The organism is Rhodococcus kronopolitis (assembly GCF_042654025.1).
Lineage (GTDB): Bacteria > Actinomycetota > Actinomycetes > Mycobacteriales > Mycobacteriaceae > Rhodococcus_G > Rhodococcus_G kronopolitis.
Map to the genome: position 1 here is coordinate 246,005 of NZ_JBHSFO010000001.1, position 16,162 is coordinate 262,166.

Genomic DNA, 16,162 nt, shown 5'->3' on the forward strand with positions numbered 1-16,162 from the left:
GTCAGAACCTCTCGGGATCGAGAAGTGCGACGAGCAGGTAGACCACGAGCGCGGCGGCGAGAACGACCAGCACCACGCTGACGGTTCCGGCGGCGGTCACCGGTCCGCCCGGCTCTTGAGACCGGCGCCCTTCAGGGCGCTGCCCTGCAGTCCGCGCAGCACCAGCGCGCACGCGCTGAAGCCACCGATGATCAGTACCACGTAGGCCAGATCAGCCATCACGCATCCTCTTCGACACAGTTCACTGCCGCCGTCCGTCGGCGGGCCACAGTGAACAGTGCTCCCGGGGAAGCCCCGAACGGGGCTTCCTTACGGGTCACTGACGCCCTCACCTGGGCTGTTGACGGGTTCTTTACGCGCGTGCGAAACCGGCGACCGAACGCCCCTGGGCGAGCCTCCGCACCGACTCGGGCACCGGGGTGTGCGGATCGACCCAGGGCGCGGGGACCGGTGTGCCGGGCACGGCCCGCAGCGGCACCACACCCGCCCACGCGCCCTCGTCTGCGCCGGGTGCGCTCGGCGGGGCGTTGCGCACCTTGACGGTCCACCCGCCCGCGACGATGGGCAGCGCGATGGTCAGCGTGGCCGCGAGCTCCTTGCCGGTGTGGCCGCGCACCTCTGCGCTGCGCCCCGGGATCAGCGCGTCCGAGAGCGCGTCCAGCGCGGCGGCGGACTCCTCCCGGGTGAGCACGGTCAGGTGCCCGCGCACCACGGCGGACCGGTAGTTGGCCGAGGTGTCGAAGAGGCTGTCCGCCACCACGATCCCGTCGAGCATCGCCACGCAGAGCGCGGCGGGCGCGCCAGCGGCGACCTGGCGCAGCGCCCCGGCACCGGTGGACCCGTGCAGGATGATCCGGTCGCCGACCCGGGCGTAGAGCATCGGGACCGCCCAGGGCATGCCGTCGACGACGGTGGCGAGGGTCCCGACGGCCGCGGCGTCGAGCACGTCGTCGAGCTGGGTCCGGTCGAGCATCGAGCGTTCGGGGTGCCTGTTGATTTTGTCCACGTCGCCAGCCTCGGCCGATTCTGGCTCGTCCGACAGGTCCAGAATTGCCATTTGAGACAGACCAGTATTGTCGCGCCATGGCCCGCCATTCCCGCGACGTCCAACTGACGCTGACGCTGCCGCCCACCGGAACCGCCCTGCGGCACCGCATCTCCGAGGCGATCGTCGACGCGATCCGGCTCGGCCGGCTGCATCCCGGCGACGCCCTGCCGCCGACGAGGGCGCTCGCCGCCGAGCTGGGCGTGGCCCGGGCGGGCGTGGTCGAGGCGTACGACGAACTGTGCGCGGCCGGATATGCCTGTGCGCGGCCGGGATCCGGAACCCGTATCGCCCCCGGCGCCGACGCCGCCGCGGCGGCGGGCGCCGGTTCCCACGTGTCGGAGGGCCCGCCACCGGTAGCCGACACCGCGCCGGCACCGCCTGCCCCGACCTGGGACCTCACCCCGGGCTCGCCGGACACCGACCTCGTCTCCCCCGACGACTGGCGGCGCGCCTGGCGCGCGGCCGCGGCGGCACCGATCCAGGTCCGCGCGCCGGGCCCGTCCGGCCACCCCGAGCTGCGCCGCGCCCTGGCCGTGCACCTGCGTCGCACCCGCGGAATCCTCGCGCACCCGGACGAACTGGTCCTCGTCCCCGGTGTGGACTCCGCACTGCGTACTCTCGCCGCGGCCGCGAACCTGGCCGGACGGGACGTCGCCTTCGAGGAGCCGGGTTACGGCAGCGCGCGGCGGACACTCGAGCTGTCGGGGGCCCACCCGCGGTCGATCGCGGTCGACGCCGACGGCCTCGATCCGGCGTTGCTCCGCGCTACCGATGCGGCGGTGTACTGCACTCCGGCACACCAGTATCCGCTCGGTGCCCGGATGCCCGTCACCCGTCGCGCCGAGCTGGTGGCGCGGGCGGCCGCCGCAGGCACGCTGATCATCGAGGACGACTACGACGGCGAGTTCCGCTACGACGTGTCCGCACTGCCCGCCCTGCGCAGCATCGAGGGCGGACGCGAGCACGTCGCCTACCTCGGCACCGCGTCGAAGATCCTCTCGCCCTCGATCCGGCTGGCCTGGTTGCTCCCGCCGCCCGCCCTGCTCGGGCGGGTCCACGAGGCGTTGCGCCGCACCGGCGAGAACTGCTGCGGCGTCACCGGACTCGCACTGGCCCGGTTCATCGAGTCCGGCGCGCTGACCCGGCACCTCGCCCGGGCCTCACGCACCTACTCGGCGCGGCGGTCAGCCCTGGTCGGCGCGCTCCGGAGCCGCCCCGCCCTGACGGACCGGCCGGGGGTCGAGCTGTCGGGCATCGAGGCCGGGCTGCACGTGGTGCTGCAGCTGCCGGACGGCACCGACGACGCCGCCGTCGCCACCGACCTCGGCACCCGGGGCATCGCGGTGATCGGACTGGGTCGATACCGCTCCGACGACGAGGGCCCGCGCGGCCTGATGCTCGGCTACGCGCGGCTGCCCGAGACCCAGGCCGACGCCGTCGCCGGGGCGATCACCGAGGTGGTCGGCCGGCACCTCGACCGGAACCGGCGCGGGTGACTACCGGCCTCGCGGCCGCGGCTGACACTTCGGGCAGCTGTACGAGGACCGGTTCATGAACTTCTCCCGGCGGATCGGGGCACCGCAGCGTGGGCAGGGACGGTCCTCGCGGCCGTAGGCGGACAGCGACCGGTCGAAGTACCCGGACTCGCCGTTGACGTTGACGTACAGCGCGTCGAACGAGGTGCCACCCTGCGCGAGCGCGGACTCCATGACCTCGGTGACCGAGGCCAGCAGCAGCCGCAGCTGCGGACGGGTCAACCGGTCCGCAGGCCTGTTGCCGTGAATCCGGCTGCGCCACAGCGCCTCGTCGGCGTAGATGTTGCCGACGCCGGAGAGCACCGTCTGGTCCAGGATCACCCGCTTGATCTCCGAGCCACGGCCCCGGATCGCCTCGACCACCGCCTCGGTGTCGAACAGCGGGTCCAGCGGGTCGCGCGCGATGTGCGCCACCGGCTCGGGCAGCGCGGTCCCGTCCACCTCGACGATCGAGGCCAACGCCCAGCCGCCGAAGGTGCGCTGGTCCACGAACCGCAGCTGCGAGCCGCTGTCGAGCTCGGCCAGGATGCGCAGGTGCTTCTCGCGGGGCACCGACGGCTCCTGCACCAGCATCTGGCCGCTCATGCCCAGGTGCACCACGACGGCCAGGTCGCCGGGCGCGAGTTCGAGCCACAGGTACTTGCCGCGCCGATTGACGCCCGTGACCGACAGGCCCGCGAGCTGGGCGGCGAGGTCCGCGCCACCGGGCAGGTGGCGCCGCACCGCACGGGGGTGCAGGACCTCGACGGCCTCGATGCGGGACCCGACGACATGCGCGTCGAGGCCGCGTCGGACCACCTCGACCTCGGGCAGTTCCGGCACGCCGAGCTACTCGGCGGTGGCCGTGCCGCCGACCTCGGGCACGACGTCGGAGAGCGCCTGCCAGGCGAGTGCGGCAGCCTTCTGCTCGGCTTCCTTCTTCGACCGGCCCACCCCGACACCCATCGCCGTACCCGCGATCATCACGGTGGCGGTGAATTCCTTGTCGTGGTCGGGTCCGGTTGCGCTGATCTCGTAGACCGGGACACCGTGGCCGCGCTCGGCGGTGATCTCCTGGAGGCTGGTCTTCCAGTCAAGCCCGGCGCCGAGCTTCGGGGCCCGCTCGAGCAGACCCGCGAACAGCGACAGCACGACGGTGCGCGCGACGTCGATGCCCTCCTGCAGGTGCACGGCACCGAGGAGGGACTCCATGCCGTCCGCGAGGATGCTCGGCTTGTCGCGCCCGCCGGTCATCTCCTCGCCCTTGCCGAGCAGCAGGTGCGCGCCGAGGCCACCGGAGCCCAGCTCCCGCGCGACCTCCGCGAGGGCATGCATGTTCACGATGCTGGCGCGGATCTTGGCCAGCTCTCCCTCGGACTTCTCCGGGTGGGAGACATAGAGCTTCTCGGTGATGGTCAGACCCAACACCGAGTCGCCGAGGAACTCGAGCCGCTCGTTGGTCGGCAACCCACCGTTCTCGTACGCGTACGAGCGGTGCGTCAGCGACAGCGTCAGCAGCGGTTCCTCGAGGACAACGCCAAGAGCGGCGAGGAGGGAAGCATGGTTTCCCTCCCCGCCGCCGGCGGGAGCAATTTTGCTCGTACTACTCGTCACTGCGCGACTAGACCGCAGCGGTGACCTGGCGACCCTTGTAAGTGCCGCAGGCCGGGCACGCGATGTGCGGCAGCGTCTTCTCACCGCAGCCGCGGTTGGCGCACGTGATGAGGGCAGGCACGGTGGCCTTCCACTGGCTGCGACGCGACCGGGTGTTGGACCGCGACATTCTGCGCTTGGGGACAGCCACTTCTACTTCTCCTCGGCTTCGGTGTTCACTCGACTCTTGCTGGACTGGGATGCTGCATCAGCTTCGACTTTTCCCGCGAGGGCAGCCCAGCGAGGATCCAGTATCTCATGCCCATGCCCTGATTCTGCAATCGCCAGGCGTACCCCACACTCGGAGCACAGGCCCTGGCAGTCTTCGCTGCACAATGGCTGCAGCGGAAGTTCGATTCCGGCGGCGTTGATGATCGCCGGCTCCACGTCCACCAGGTCGTCGACGACCCGGTAGACCTCTTCCTCGTCCGTCGTCTCCTCCGTGTCACTGTCCGGGTAGGCGAACAGTTCGGTCAGGTAGACGTCGAGAGTGCCCGTGAAGGGCTCCAGGCACCGCGAGCACTCGCCCTCGGTTGCCGCCTGGACGGTTCCGGTGACCAGTACACCCTCGGAGACGGCCTCGAGCCGCAGGTCCATCTCCACCACCGCGCCGACCGGAACCGCGACGAGGTCGAGTCCGATCCGGGACTCGGTGGTCACCGAGCGGGTCAGCGGCAGCATCGACCCCGGCCGACGGCCGAGGGAGCGGACATCCAACACGAAGCCGCCGTCGTGCAGACGGGGCAGGCCGGACTTGTGGGAGGACACGCAAATACTCTTTCGTCGTCTAACCAATCGGGACGGGCAACCACTCCACGGTACGCGACGGGGCGCCCGCAGGGGAAATCGGGCGCTTCGGGCGGTCCGAGGCTACCGGCGGCGGTCGGACCTGCGCTCTTCGGGTTCGTCGTAGGTCGGCACGCCGTTGCCGGTGCGCAGCTGCTGACGGCCGCGGCCCACCGAGCGGACGGTCCCGGTGAGGAACTCCTCGAACTCGGCCAGCTTGGTGTCCACGTACAGGTCGCAGTCGCCCCGGAGCCGGTCGGACTCGGCGTGCGCGGCGTCGACGAGCCGGGCGGACTCGGCGTGCGCGGCCTGGACCACCTCGGTCTGCGCGACCAGGCGCTCCTGCTCGGCCAGGCCGTCCGCGACGGAGCGCTCCTGCGAGGCGCGGCCGGACTCGACCATCCGCTCCGCCTCCGCGGCGGCCCGTGAGGTCAGGCTGTCGTACTCGTGCTGCCCGTCCGCGACGGCCCGGTCCGCGTCCTCGCGGGCGTCGCCGACGAGTTGCTCGGCATGCGCCTGCGCCTCGGCGACCATCCGGTCGGCCTTGTCCTTGGCGTCGGCGAGGATGCGGTCCGCCTCGGAGCGGGCGTCGGACAGGGTGGCGGCGGCCTCCGCGTCGGCCGACGAGACGGCCTGCTCGGCGTGGGTGCGGGCGTCGCCCACCAGCTTGTCGCGGTGGTCGAGCACGTCCTGGGCGTCGTCGAGTTCCCCGGGGATCGCGTCACGCACGTCGTCGAGGAGTTCGAGCATGTCACCGCGCGGGACCACACAGCCGGCCGTCATCGGTACGCCGCGCGCCTCTTCCACGATCGCGACGAGTTCGTCGAGCGCCTCGAATACCCGGTACACGCCAAACCCCAATTCTCGACGGCGACAGCGTCGTTACCCACGTGTGTCGACTCAGTGTGTCGACTCCCAGTGTGCCGCAGCCACGCCCGCAGGCGCGACGCCACGCCCGAGTGTCGCCCAACCTACTGCTGTGCGGCGCGCTCTTCCAGTCGCGCCATCAGGCGCTGGTGCACCTTCGCCGGCAGCATGTCGGCAACGTCGCCGCCGAACGCCGCGACCTCCTTGACCAGCGAACTGGACAGGTAGCTGTAGACGGGGTTGGTCGCGATGAAGAGCGTGTCGACGCCCGTCAGCTTGTGGTTCATCTGCGCCATCTGCAGCTCGTAGTCGAAGTCGTTGGCGCCACGCAGACCCTTGACGATCGCGCCGGCGCCGTTGGCCTTCGCGTAGTCCACCAACAGCCCGTGCCAGGAGTCCACGCGAACGTTCGGCAGGTGCGCGGTGGCCTCCCGCATCATCTCGAGCCGCTCCTCGACGCTGAACATGCCCTGCTTGTTCTTGTTGATCATCACCGTGACGATGACCTCGTCGAATTGCACCGCGACACGGCCGATCACATCCAGGTGACCGTTGGTGACGGGATCGAAGGAACCGGGGCAGACCGCACTGCTCATGACTGCAGACCGTAACAGGCGATCTCGACGCGGGTGTCGCCGTACTTGCGCACCTTGCCGGTCTCGAATCCGGTCGGCCACACCGTCTCCGGGGCCCGGACGGCGCGCTCGAACACCACCAGCGAGCCCTCCCCGACCCACCCGCCGGGCACGAGGGCGCCGAGCACCGCGGCGACCTCGTCCTCCGAGACCGCGTACGGCGGGTCGAGGAACACCACGTCGTACTCACGGTCGGCGGCGCCTGCGACCACCGCGGCCGCAGGCGCGGTGCGCACCACGGCCCCGGCCAGCCCCAGCACCGCCACGTTCTCCCGCACCACGGCGGCGGCCTTCGCGCTCGCGTCCACCATCATCACGTGCTCGGCGCCGCGCGAGAGCGCCTCGAGGCCCAGCGCCCCCGACCCGGCGTACAGGTCGAGGACGCTGGCGCCGTCGAGGTCGATCCGCGCGGACAGCGAGCTGAACAACGCCTCGCGTACCCGCTCCGACGTCGGCCGGGTGCCCTGGGCGGGCACCTTGAGACGGCGCCCGCCCGCGACACCGGCGACGATCCGGGTCACTGGGAATCGTCCTCCCCACCGATGGTGACCACTGCGAGAAGGTCGCCACCCTCGACCTGCGCCACCGGCGCGACGGCCAACCGGGTGACCGATCCGCCGCGGGGCGCGGTGATGGCGGCCTCCATCTTCATCGCCTCGATCGTCGCGATCGTGTCACCCGCCGACACGTGCTGGCCCTCGGTGACGACGAGCGTCACCGCTCCCGCGAACGGCGCGGCCACGTGTGCGGGGTTGGTGCGGTCCGCCTTCTCCGCGGCCGGCACCTCGCTGGCGATCGACCGGTCGCGCACCAGCACCGGACGCAGCTGCCCGTTGAGGATGCACATCACGGTGCGCATGCCGCGCTCGTCGGGCTCGGAGATCGCCTCCAGGCCGATCAGCAGCTCCACGCCCGGGGCCAGCTCGACCCGGTGCTCCTCGCCACGGCGCAGGCCGTAGAAGAACTGGTTCGCCGACAGCCGCATGGTGTCGCCGAACTTCTCCCGGTGCTCGAGGAACTCCTTCGTCGGTCCGGGGAACAGCAGCCGGTTCAGGGTGCCGCGGCGCTCCTCCGAGGTGCCGTCGAGACCGGCCCGGTCGGCGGCGGTCAGCTCGGTCTCCGGCTTCGCGCTGCCGCGGCCGTCGAGCGCCTTGGTGCGGAACGGCTCCGGCCACCCGCCTGCCGGCTGGCCGAGCTCGCCGCGCAGGAAGCCGATCACCGAGTCGGGGATGTCGAACTTCGCCGGGTCCTGCGCGAACTCCTCGGTCGAGACGCCGGAGCCGACCAGGTGCAGCGCCAGGTCGCCGACGACCTTCGAGGACGGGGTGACCTTGACCAGCCGGCCCAGCATCCGGTCTGCGGCCGCGTACTTGGACTCGACCTCCTCGAACTGGTCGCCGAGGCCGAGCGCGATCGCCTGCTGGCGCAGGTTCGAGAGCTGACCGCCCGGGATCTCGTGGGTGTAGACCCGCCCCGTGGGGGACGGCAGCCCGGACTCGAACGGCGCGTACACCTTTCGCAGCGCCTCCCAGTACGGCTCGAGGTCGCACACGGCCTGCAGGTCCAGTCCGGTGTCCCGCGGCGTGTGGGCCGCGGCCGCGACGATCGCCGACAGCGACGGCTGGCTGGTGGTGCCCGCCATCGCCGCGCTGGCCCCGTCCACGGCGTCGGCGCCCGCCTGCCAGGCCGCCAGGTAGGTGGCCAGCTGGCCGCCCGGGGTGTCGTGCGTGTGCACGTGCACGGGCAGGTCGAAGTTGCTGCGCAGCGCCGTGACCAGCGTCGCCGCCGCGGGCGCGCGCAGCAGTCCGGCCATGTCCTTGATGGCCAGCACGTGCGCGCCCGCCTCGACGATCTGCTCGGCCAGCTTGAGGTAGTAGTCGAGGGTGTAGAGGTCCTCGTTCGGGTTCGACAGGTCCCCGGTGTAGCTCAGCGCCACCTCCGCGACCGCGGTACCCGTCTCCCGGACGGCGTCGATCGCGGGCCGCATCTGGTCGACGTTGTTGAGCGCGTCGAAGATCCGGAAGATGTCGACGCCGGTGGCGGTGGCCTCCCGGACGAAGGCGCGGGTGACGGTCTCCGGGTACGGGGTGTAGCCGACGGTGTTGCGTCCACGCAGCAGCATCTGCAGGCAGATGTTCGGCATCGCCTCGCGCAGCGCGGCGAGGCGCGCCCACGGGTCCTCGTGCAGGAACCGCAGCGCCACGTCGTAGGTCGCGCCGCCCCAGGCCTCCACCGAGAGCAGTTCCGGGGTCATCCGCGCGACGTGTCCGGCGACGTCGAGCAGGCCGCCGGTGCGGACCCGGGTGGCCAGCAGCGACTGGTGCGCGTCGCGGAACGTGGTGTCGGTGACGGCCAGGGCGTCCTGGGCCCGCAGCGCGGCCGCGAAGCCCTCGGGTCCGAGCGCCGTCAGGCGCTGCTTGGAGCCGGCGGGCGGCGGGGTGGACAGGTCGATCGCGGGCAGCTTGTCCCGCGCGTACACCGTGGTGGGCCGCTCGCCGTGCGGCTTGTTCACCGTCACGTCGGCGAGGTACCGGAGGATCTTGGTGCCGCGGTCCGCGGACACCCGCGAGGTCAGCAGCTGCGGGCGCTCCTCGATGAACGAGGTGGTGACCCGGCCGGCCCGGAAGTCCGGGTCGTCGAGTACGGCCTGCAGGAACGGGATGTTGGTGGAGACGCCGCGGATCCGGAACTCCGTGACCGCCCGGCGCGCCCGCGCCACGGCCGACGGCAGGTCCCGCCCGCGGCAGGTGAGCTTGACCAGCATCGAGTCGAAGTAGGCCCCGACCTCGGCGCCCAGGTTCGCGCCGCCGTCCAGGCGGACGCCCGCGCCGCCCGGCGTCCGGTACGCGGTGATCCGGCCGGTGTCGGGACGGAACCCGTTGGCCGGGTCCTCGGTGGTGATCCGCAGCTGCAGCGCCGCACCGCGCAGGGTGATCGACTCCTGACGCAGCCCGAGATCCTCCAGGGACTCGCCGGCGGCGATCCGCAGCTGGGCCTGCACCAGGTCCACATCCGTCACCTCCTCGGTGACGGTGTGCTCGACCTGGATTCGCGGGTTCATCTCGATGAAGACGTGGTTGCCGCGGGTGTCGAGGAGGAACTCGACGGTGCCCGCACAGGAGTAGTTGATCTGCTTCGCGAACGCGACCGCGTCGGCGCACATCTTCTCCCGCAGCTCCGGCGACAGGTTGGGCGCCGGTGCGAGCTCGATGACCTTCTGGTGGCGGCGCTGCACCGAGCAGTCGCGCTCGAACAGGTGGATCACGTTGCCCTGGCCGTCGGCGAGGATCTGCACCTCGATGTGCCGCGGGTCGATCACGGCCTGCTCGAGGAACACGGTGGCGTCACCGAAGGCGGACTCCGCCTCGCGGGCGGCCGCCTCGATCGACTCACGCAGCTGGGCGAACTCGGCGACCCGGCGCATGCCGCGACCGCCGCCGCCTGCGACGGCCTTGACGAACAGCGGGAACTGCATGGTCTCCGCCGCGGCCATCAACTCGTCCACGTCGGCGGACGGCTCCGAGGACGCGAGCACCGGCAGCCCCGCGGCCTTGGCCGCGGCGATGGCACGCGCCTTGTTGCCGGTCAGCTCGAGCACCTCGGCGGACGGACCGACGAAGGTGATGCCCTCCGCGGCGCAGGCGGCGGCGAGGTCCGGGTTCTCGGACAGGAAGCCGTAGCCGGGGTAGATGGCGTCGGCACCGGCGCGCTTCGCGGCGGCGACGATCTCGTCGATGGAGAGGTACGCGCGGACCGGGTGACCAGGCTCCCCGATCTGGTAGCTCTCGTCCGCCTTCAGACGATGGACCGAGTTGCGGTCCTCGTAGGGAAATACCGCCACAGTGCCCGCGCCGAGTTCGTAGCTCGCACGGAAGGCGCGGATCGCGATCTCGCCGCGATTGGCAACCAAGACTTTTGAGAACATCGCTGAAAATTACCCTTGCGTTCGCGGGGTTGACCGGACGAAGTCCCAGTATTCGGGAACGTCCCGAGCATCGGGCCACCTGTATCGGTCACGTACGCTACCGGCCACTCCCTCACACCTCCATTTAGCGGCTGTGAACTGCGGAAACGGAACAGTTGCCGGTCCCCGCCGCGGGCCGTTCACCGACTTCGACGAACGTCGGATCCGTCCGCGAAGGCCAAGGTCGCGGTCCCGGTCCGGCCCCGCGTCGCCGCAATCGGAGGCCGGTCGCTCGTCGCGCCGACGGCCGGCCCGACGGGCCGCCGGACGCGCGGATCGTTGATCGGCGACAACGGGCAGTGACATGCGCCACTTCGGAGGGTGCCGGGCCGAGCGCCACCACTCCTTGACCCCCCTCCGGGCGGCGAGTACGCATGAAGACGAGGCGCAACTCATCCTCCGATCGCGAGGTAGAGCTCATGAACGATCTCGACGTCGACTACTGCGTCGTGGGCGCGGGGTTCGCGGGCCTGACCGCGGCGCTGCGACTGACACAGGCCGGACACTCGGTGGCACTGCTCGAGGCACGCGGACGTGTCGGTGGTCGGACCTTCACCGAGGTGCGCGAGGACGGAACCTGGATCGACCGGGGCGGCGCCTGGGTCGGTCCCGGCCAGGACCGCATCCACGCGCTGATGGGCGAGTTCGGGGTGCCCAGCTACAAGCAGTACACCGACGGCGAGTCCCTGATGGTCGTCGACGGCAGGCAGTACCGCTACCGGGGCACCGTCCCGCTGTCGATGAGCCCGTGGGCGACGGCAAACCTCGGCGCCGCCTTCCTCGGGCTCGGCGAGATGTGCAAGACCATCCCGCTCGACGCCCCGTGGAAGGCGAAGAAGGCCGCCGAGTGGGACCGGATCAGCCTGGCGAAGTGGCTCGACGACAACGTGCTCTCGAAGCCGGCCCACCAACTCCTGGAGGCCGCCATCGCCGGCGCCTACACCTCCGCCGCCTCCGAGGTCTCGTTCCTGTTCGCGCTGTACCAGATGGCCTCCGGCGGCGGACCCACCTTCGTCTTCGGCGCCGAGGGCGGATCCCAGGACTCCCGGCCCGTCGGCGGCATGGGCGCGATATACCGGCCGATGGTCGCCGAACTGGGCGAAAGCCTCCACCTCTCACAGCCGGTGCGCACCATCGCCCAGGACGGCGACGGGGTGAGCGTGCGGGCCGAGGACCTGACGGTCCGGGCCCGGCGTGCGGTCGTCGCGGTCCCGCTCGCGATCGCCGGTCACATCCGGTACGAGCCGATGCTGCCCGTCGACCGCTCGTTGCTGCACCAGCGGATGCCGAGCGGGGCGATCTTCAAGATCGCCGTCCTCTACGACGAGCCGTTCTGGCGCGCCGACGGGCTGACCGGCCAGTCGATGGACCCGACCTCCCCCGCGACGGTGACCATCGACGCCTGCACCGACACCGCGCGTCCGGGGGTGCTCTGCGTGATCGTCGAGGGTCCCATCGCACGCCGGATCGGCCACCTCAGCGCCGACGGCCGACGCAAGGCCGTCCTCGACGCCCTCGCCGAACGGTTCGGCAACCAGGCCGCCGCGCCCGTCGACTACATCGAGCAGAACTGGAGTGTCGAGCGGTACTCCGGCGGCGGCATGCTCAGCCACGCGCCGACGGGCGTGCTGACCGAGTTCGGGCACGCGCTGCGCGAGCCGTGCGGCCGCATCCACTGGGCCGGCACCGAGAGCTCCTCGGTGATGTGCGGCTGGGTCGACGGCGCCGTGCGCTCGGGCGAACGGGCCGCCCGCGAGGTCACCGAGCGCGACGGGGCGGCGCCGGCCTGACCGGGCCTGCCGCTACCCACCTCCGGGCGAGGGCGCCGCGCTCAGCACCGACCCGACGCCGCGCGCAGCACGGCGGCGGACGCCCGGTCGACGGGTAGCTCGTACTCCCGCAGCACCGCGGCGAAACGGCGTGCGTAGTCGCAGCGGAAGTCCTCGTTCGGCGGCATCCAGCCGGTCGGCGCGCGCGAGGCCTTCGCGAAGTTGACCTCACCACCGACGGCGAGCAGGTTTGCCGGGTCGTTGGCGAACCTCGCCCGGCGCTCCGGGGTCCAGGCGTCCGCCCCCAGGTCCCAGGCCAACGACAGCGCGACGATGTGGTCCACCTGCACCTCGGCGCTGGTGTCGTTGCCGTGCCGGAACTCGATCGTGGCGCCGGTGTACGGGTCGTGCAGCACGCCGCTGCGCACCGCCCACGGGCACCGGGTGATCTCGAAGGTCACCGTGTCCACCAGGTCGCGGGCCAGGACGTCGTTGCGGGTGTCGCAGCCGTTGTGACCGAGCGGCGCGTCGGTGTCGTCGGTCCACGCCGCGCCGAACGCCTCGCGGTGGTAGTTCGGCGTCCGGGTCCGCCTGTCCAGCAGCACGATTCCGGCAAGCGGGTCGTCGCCCGCGGCCACCTCGGGCGTCGGCGCGCGGTCCGGGCCCGGGTTCGGGTCCGGGGAGCGCGACAACCCGACGAACACCGTCACCGCGACGCCGAGCACCACCGTCGTCGCGACCACCGTCCGGAAGCTGGGCCGCCACATGCGGCCAGTATGCCCGGACCGACGGTGCACGACGCGGCACCGGCAGACCTGGCAATACTGTGTCGTCATGGACGCTTCCCCGGCATTCGTCGATCTGCTCCGGCTGGAAACCGCTGACGACGACACCTACCTCGGCCGCTGCCATGCCGCGGCCCCCATGCGGGCGTTCGGCGGGCAGGTCGCCGCGCAGGCCCTGATCGCCGCCGGCCGCACGGTCGCCGCCGACCGGGTCGCCCACTCACTGCACGGCTACTTCATCCGCGGCGGACGCGCCGACCGACCGATCGAGTACCGCGTCGACCGCACCCGGGACGGCGGCTCCTTCACCACCCGTCGGGTCAGCGCCGAGCAGGACGGCGAGACGATCTTCAGCCTCTCCGTCTCGTTCCAACGCCAGGAGGACGGCGCCGACGACCAGCCGTCGATGCCCGAGGCGCCCCGACCGGAGGGGCTCACGGCCGCCAAGCACCGGTGGACCAACTGGTTCGGCTCCGGACCCCCGGTCCAGACGTCGGTGCTCGACCTCCGATTCGTCGACGACAGCACCGTCCCGCTGCCCGACCTGGGACACGGCCCGCGGCAACAGTTCTGGGTACGGGTCCGCGACGAGCTCCCCGACGACACCCTGCTTCACATGGGTGCGCTGACCTACATCTCCGACATCAACCTGGCCCGCACGGCGAGCCTGGACCGGGGCAACGGCCCGATGCGACGCCAGATCGCCTCGCTCGACCACGCGCTGTGGTTCCATCGTCCGTTCCGCGCCGACCGGTGGTTGCTGTTCACCCAGGAGAGCCCGACCGCGTCGGGCGGGCGCGGCTTCGCCCGGGGCCAGCTCTACACCGAGGACGGGCTCCTCGTCGCCTCGGTGGCGCAGGAGGTCCTGATGCGCGAGGCGCGCCGCCCCTAGGACTTGTCCAGGAACTCGATCCGGTCCGAGGCCAGCGCGGCGGTGACCATCGACGCCAGCCCCGGGTGCGCGGTCAGCTCCGGATCCACGGTCACCACTGCCTGGGCGAACACCCGAGCCGACTCGATCACGTCCTCGTGGTCGAGCAGCGAGAGCAGTCGCAACGTCGAGAGCGTGCCGGACTGCGCGGCGCCGAGCACGTCGCCCTCCCGGCGCTGGGCGAGGTCCAACTGGGCCAGCTCGAAGCCGTCGTTGGTGCCTGCCACCGCGCTGAGCCTCTGGAAGGCAGGCGAATTCGGCTTCATGTCCGTGATCAGGATGCACAGTCCCGGGTGCGCGCCACGTCCGACCCGTCCGCGCAGCTGGTGCAGCTGGCTCACCCCGAACCGGTCCGCGTCCTTGAGCACCATCACCGTCGCGTTCGGCACGTCGACGCCGACCTCCACCACCGTGGTGCACACCAGCACGTCGATCCGGCCTGCCGTGAAGTCCTTCATCACGGCGTCCTTCTCGTCCGCAGGCAGCCGGCCGTGCAGCAGCCCCACCCGCAGCTCCGAGAGCGCACCGAACCGCAGCTCGTCGAACAGCGCCAGCGCCGCGACGGTGTTCTGCTCCTTCGCGTCGGGGCCGTCCTCGTCACCCTCCCCGATCCGGGAGCACACCACGTACGCCTGCCGACCCTGCGCCACCTCCTCGCGGATCCGCTCCCAGGCGCGGTCCACCCAGGCCGGCCGCTCGCGGGCCGGGACCACCTTGCTGACGATCGGCGAGCGGCCCCGCGGCAGCTCCCGCAGGGTCGACGTCTCGAGGTCGCCGAGCACGGTCATCGCGATGGTCCGCGGGATCGGCGTCGCCGTCATCACCAGCAGGTGCGGGCTGACGCCGTCGCGGCCGCGGCTGCGCAGCGCGTCACGCTGCTCGACGCCGAAGCGGTGCTGCTCGTCGACCACCACCATGCCGAGGTTGAAGAACTCGACCTTGTCCTGAATCAGGGCGTGGGTGCCGATCACGATGCCGGCGTCGCCGCTGACCGCCTCGAGCATCGCGGCCCGCCGCGCCGGGACGGACATCGACCCGGTCAGCAGCGTCACCCGGGTGGCGCCCTCGGCCGCTCCGAGTTCGCCCGCCGAGCCGAGGTTTCCGAGCATCTGACGCAGTGACCGCGCGTGCTGCGCGGCGAGCACCTCGGTCGGTGCCAGCAGCGCGCACTGGTACCCGCCGTCGATCACCTGCAGCATCGCCCGCAGGGCGACCACGGTCTTGCCCGAGCCCACCTCGCCCTGCAGCAGCCGGTTCATCGGGTGCGGCCGCGACAGGTCCGCGGAGATCTCGTCCGCCACCGTCTGCTGGCCGTCGGTGAGGGTGAAGGGCAGCATCTCCTCGAATGCCGCGGCGATGCCGTCCGGGTGCGGCGGGCAGGCCGGCGCCGACCGCGCGACGGCGGTGTGGCGGCGCTGCGCCAGCACCAGTTGGAGCGCCGCGGCCTCGTCGAACCGCAGCCGGTCCCGGGCCCGCGTCACCTCCTCCTTCGTGTCCGGCAGGTGGACGATCCGCAACGCCTCGTCCAGCCCGATCAGGCCGTGTTCGCGCCGAACCGCCTCCGGCAGCGGGTCTTCCACGTCGTCGAGCTGGTCGAGCACCTGTCGCACGCACTTCATCAACGTCCAGCTCTCCACCTCGCGGGTGGCCGGGTAGAGCGGAATGAGGTCACGCTCGAACACCGTCATGTCCACGTCGCCGCCGTCAAGGGCGCCGCGGGCCATGCCTGCCAGCTCGCCTGCGCCGCGGATGCTGCCTGCGATCAGTCCGTCGTCCCCCACCTCCGGCAGCAGCAGGTAGCTCGGATGGGTCAGCTCCGGCTTGTCGTTGAAGTACTTCACCTTCCCCGAGAACATCGCCCGGGTCCCCTTGGTGATCAGGTGCTTGACCTTCTGCCCGTTGAAGAAGGTGGCGTCGATGGTCTCGGTGGACGCGGCGTCCTTCTCGTCCGACATCAGCGTCACCTTGAGCAGGAACCCGCGCCCGGACCGCATCGCGCGCAGGTCCGTCTTGCTCACCCTCGCGACAACCGTCAGGTGCGAGCCCTCCGGCGGGCGCTGCGCCCCGAGCCCCGCGCCCTTGGTGGCGTACCGGTGCGGGTAGTGCCGCAGCAGGTCCTGCGCGGTGTGGATGTCGAAGACCTCGGCCAGCACGTCCGCCGTCTTCTTGCCGAGCAGGTGGTCGAGCCGATCCGTCAGTGTTGCCAATGT

The 16,162-nt window shown here is 71.5% G+C and carries 16 protein-coding genes; 3 read left to right on the forward strand and 13 right to left on the reverse strand.

All coding sequences use genetic code 11. The features are described from left to right. Position 1: 1 nt before the first annotated feature. The 3 genes from kdpF to ACFO6S_RS01060 all read right to left on the reverse strand — a co-directional run bounded on the left by kdpF (position 2) and on the right by ACFO6S_RS01060 (position 1,006). Positions 2-100: a K(+)-transporting ATPase subunit F gene (gene kdpF, locus ACFO6S_RS01050; protein ID WP_378413309.1), complete on the reverse strand. Its 99-nt coding sequence runs from the start codon at positions 98-100 to the stop codon at positions 2-4. Further along, positions 97-219 carry a hypothetical protein gene (locus ACFO6S_RS01055; protein ID WP_378413311.1) on the reverse strand — a complete coding sequence of 41 codons (123 nt, stop codon included), beginning with the start codon at positions 217-219 and terminating at the stop codon, positions 97-99. Before ACFO6S_RS01055 ends, kdpF begins: the two co-directional genes overlap by 4 nt. A gap of 133 nt (positions 220-352) precedes the next feature. Next, positions 353-1,006 (reverse strand): pyridoxamine 5'-phosphate oxidase family protein, encoded by a 654-nt coding sequence (locus tag ACFO6S_RS01060; protein ID WP_378413313.1) that lies wholly within the window; start codon positions 1,004-1,006, stop codon positions 353-355. A gap of 77 nt (positions 1,007-1,083) precedes the next feature. On the opposite strand from ACFO6S_RS01060, the gene pdxR reads away from it, so the two are divergent. Further along, complete coding sequence (gene pdxR, locus ACFO6S_RS01065) at positions 1,084-2,544, forward strand: MocR-like pyridoxine biosynthesis transcription factor PdxR (RefSeq protein WP_378413315.1); 1,461 nt, start codon at positions 1,084-1,086, stop codon at positions 2,542-2,544. Here pdxR and mutM read toward each other — a convergent pair whose 3' ends face one another. From mutM to ACFO6S_RS01105, 8 genes are all read right to left on the reverse strand, one after another. After that, positions 2,545-3,405 carry a bifunctional DNA-formamidopyrimidine glycosylase/DNA-(apurinic or apyrimidinic site) lyase gene (gene mutM, locus ACFO6S_RS01070; RefSeq protein ID WP_378413317.1) on the reverse strand — a complete coding sequence of 287 codons (861 nt, stop codon included), beginning with the start codon at positions 3,403-3,405 and terminating at the stop codon, positions 2,545-2,547. It abuts the gene before it with no gap. 6 nt (positions 3,406-3,411) lie between these two features. Then, entirely contained in the window at positions 3,412-4,176 is a 765-nt protein-coding gene (gene rnc / locus ACFO6S_RS01075) for a ribonuclease III (RefSeq protein ID WP_378413319.1), read from the reverse strand. A 7-nt stretch (positions 4,177-4,183) separates the two neighbouring features. Further along, entirely contained in the window at positions 4,184-4,366 is a 183-nt protein-coding gene (gene rpmF, locus ACFO6S_RS01080) for a 50S ribosomal protein L32 (protein ID WP_378413321.1), read from the reverse strand. A gap of 2 nt (positions 4,367-4,368) precedes the next feature. Continuing rightward, a complete protein-coding gene (locus ACFO6S_RS01085) occupies positions 4,369-4,935 on the reverse strand; it encodes a YceD family protein (protein ID WP_378414039.1) in 567 nt (188 codons plus the stop codon). Between the two features lie 150 nt (positions 4,936-5,085). Next, positions 5,086-5,850: a DivIVA domain-containing protein gene (locus ACFO6S_RS01090; protein ID WP_378413323.1), complete on the reverse strand. Its 765-nt coding sequence runs from the start codon at positions 5,848-5,850 to the stop codon at positions 5,086-5,088. Positions 5,851-5,972: 122 nt separating this feature from the next. Then, entirely contained in the window at positions 5,973-6,464 is a 492-nt protein-coding gene (coaD, locus tag ACFO6S_RS01095; RefSeq protein ID WP_378413325.1) for a pantetheine-phosphate adenylyltransferase, read from the reverse strand. After that, entirely contained in the window at positions 6,461-7,024 is a 564-nt protein-coding gene (rsmD, locus tag ACFO6S_RS01100; protein WP_378413327.1) for a 16S rRNA (guanine(966)-N(2))-methyltransferase RsmD, read from the reverse strand. Before rsmD ends, coaD begins: the two co-directional genes overlap by 4 nt. Then, complete coding sequence (locus ACFO6S_RS01105) at positions 7,021-10,428, reverse strand: pyruvate carboxylase (RefSeq protein WP_378413329.1); 3,408 nt, start codon at positions 10,426-10,428, stop codon at positions 7,021-7,023. Before ACFO6S_RS01105 ends, rsmD begins: the two co-directional genes overlap by 4 nt. Before the next feature lie 458 nt (positions 10,429-10,886). Between ACFO6S_RS01105 and ACFO6S_RS01110 the strand changes: the two genes are divergently transcribed. Next, a complete protein-coding gene (locus ACFO6S_RS01110) occupies positions 10,887-12,257 on the forward strand; it encodes a flavin monoamine oxidase family protein (protein WP_378413331.1) in 1,371 nt (456 codons plus the stop codon). Between the two features lie 41 nt (positions 12,258-12,298). Here the strand turns inward: ACFO6S_RS01110 and ACFO6S_RS01115 are convergent, their stop codons facing one another. Next, positions 12,299-13,003 (reverse strand): HNH endonuclease family protein, encoded by a 705-nt coding sequence (locus tag ACFO6S_RS01115; protein ID WP_378413333.1) that lies wholly within the window; start codon positions 13,001-13,003, stop codon positions 12,299-12,301. A gap of 67 nt (positions 13,004-13,070) precedes the next feature. On the opposite strand from ACFO6S_RS01115, the gene ACFO6S_RS01120 reads away from it, so the two are divergent. Further along, positions 13,071-13,913, forward strand: a complete 843-nt coding sequence (locus ACFO6S_RS01120; RefSeq protein WP_378413335.1) for an acyl-CoA thioesterase — start codon at positions 13,071-13,073, stop codon at positions 13,911-13,913. Here the strand turns inward: ACFO6S_RS01120 and recG are convergent. Continuing rightward, positions 13,910-16,159 carry an ATP-dependent DNA helicase RecG gene (recG, locus tag ACFO6S_RS01125; RefSeq protein WP_378413337.1) on the reverse strand — a complete coding sequence of 750 codons (2,250 nt, stop codon included), beginning with the start codon at positions 16,157-16,159 and terminating at the stop codon, positions 13,910-13,912. The two genes, ACFO6S_RS01120 and recG, sit on opposite strands and share 4 nt — an antisense overlap. Positions 16,160-16,162 lie beyond the last annotated feature (3 nt).

Excerpts from the sequence above, each read along its gene's own strand:
- ACFO6S_RS01055 (WP_378413311.1), bottom strand. The coding sequence starts at position 219 with ATGGCTGATCTGGCCTACGTGGTACTGATCATCGGTGGCTTCAGCGCG.
- pdxR (WP_378413315.1), top strand. The coding sequence starts at position 1,084 with ATGGCCCGCCATTCCCGCGACGTCCAACTGACGCTGACGCTGCCGCCC.
- coaD (WP_378413325.1), bottom strand. The coding sequence starts at position 6,464 with ATGAGCAGTGCGGTCTGCCCCGGTTCCTTCGATCCCGTCACCAACGGT.
- ACFO6S_RS01105 (WP_378413329.1), bottom strand. The coding sequence starts at position 10,428 with ATGTTCTCAAAAGTCTTGGTTGCCAATCGCGGCGAGATCGCGATCCGC.
- ACFO6S_RS01110 (WP_378413331.1), top strand. The coding sequence starts at position 10,887 with ATGAACGATCTCGACGTCGACTACTGCGTCGTGGGCGCGGGGTTCGCG.
- ACFO6S_RS01115 (WP_378413333.1), bottom strand. The coding sequence starts at position 13,003 with ATGTGGCGGCCCAGCTTCCGGACGGTGGTCGCGACGACGGTGGTGCTC.
- ACFO6S_RS01120 (WP_378413335.1), top strand. The coding sequence starts at position 13,071 with ATGGACGCTTCCCCGGCATTCGTCGATCTGCTCCGGCTGGAAACCGCT.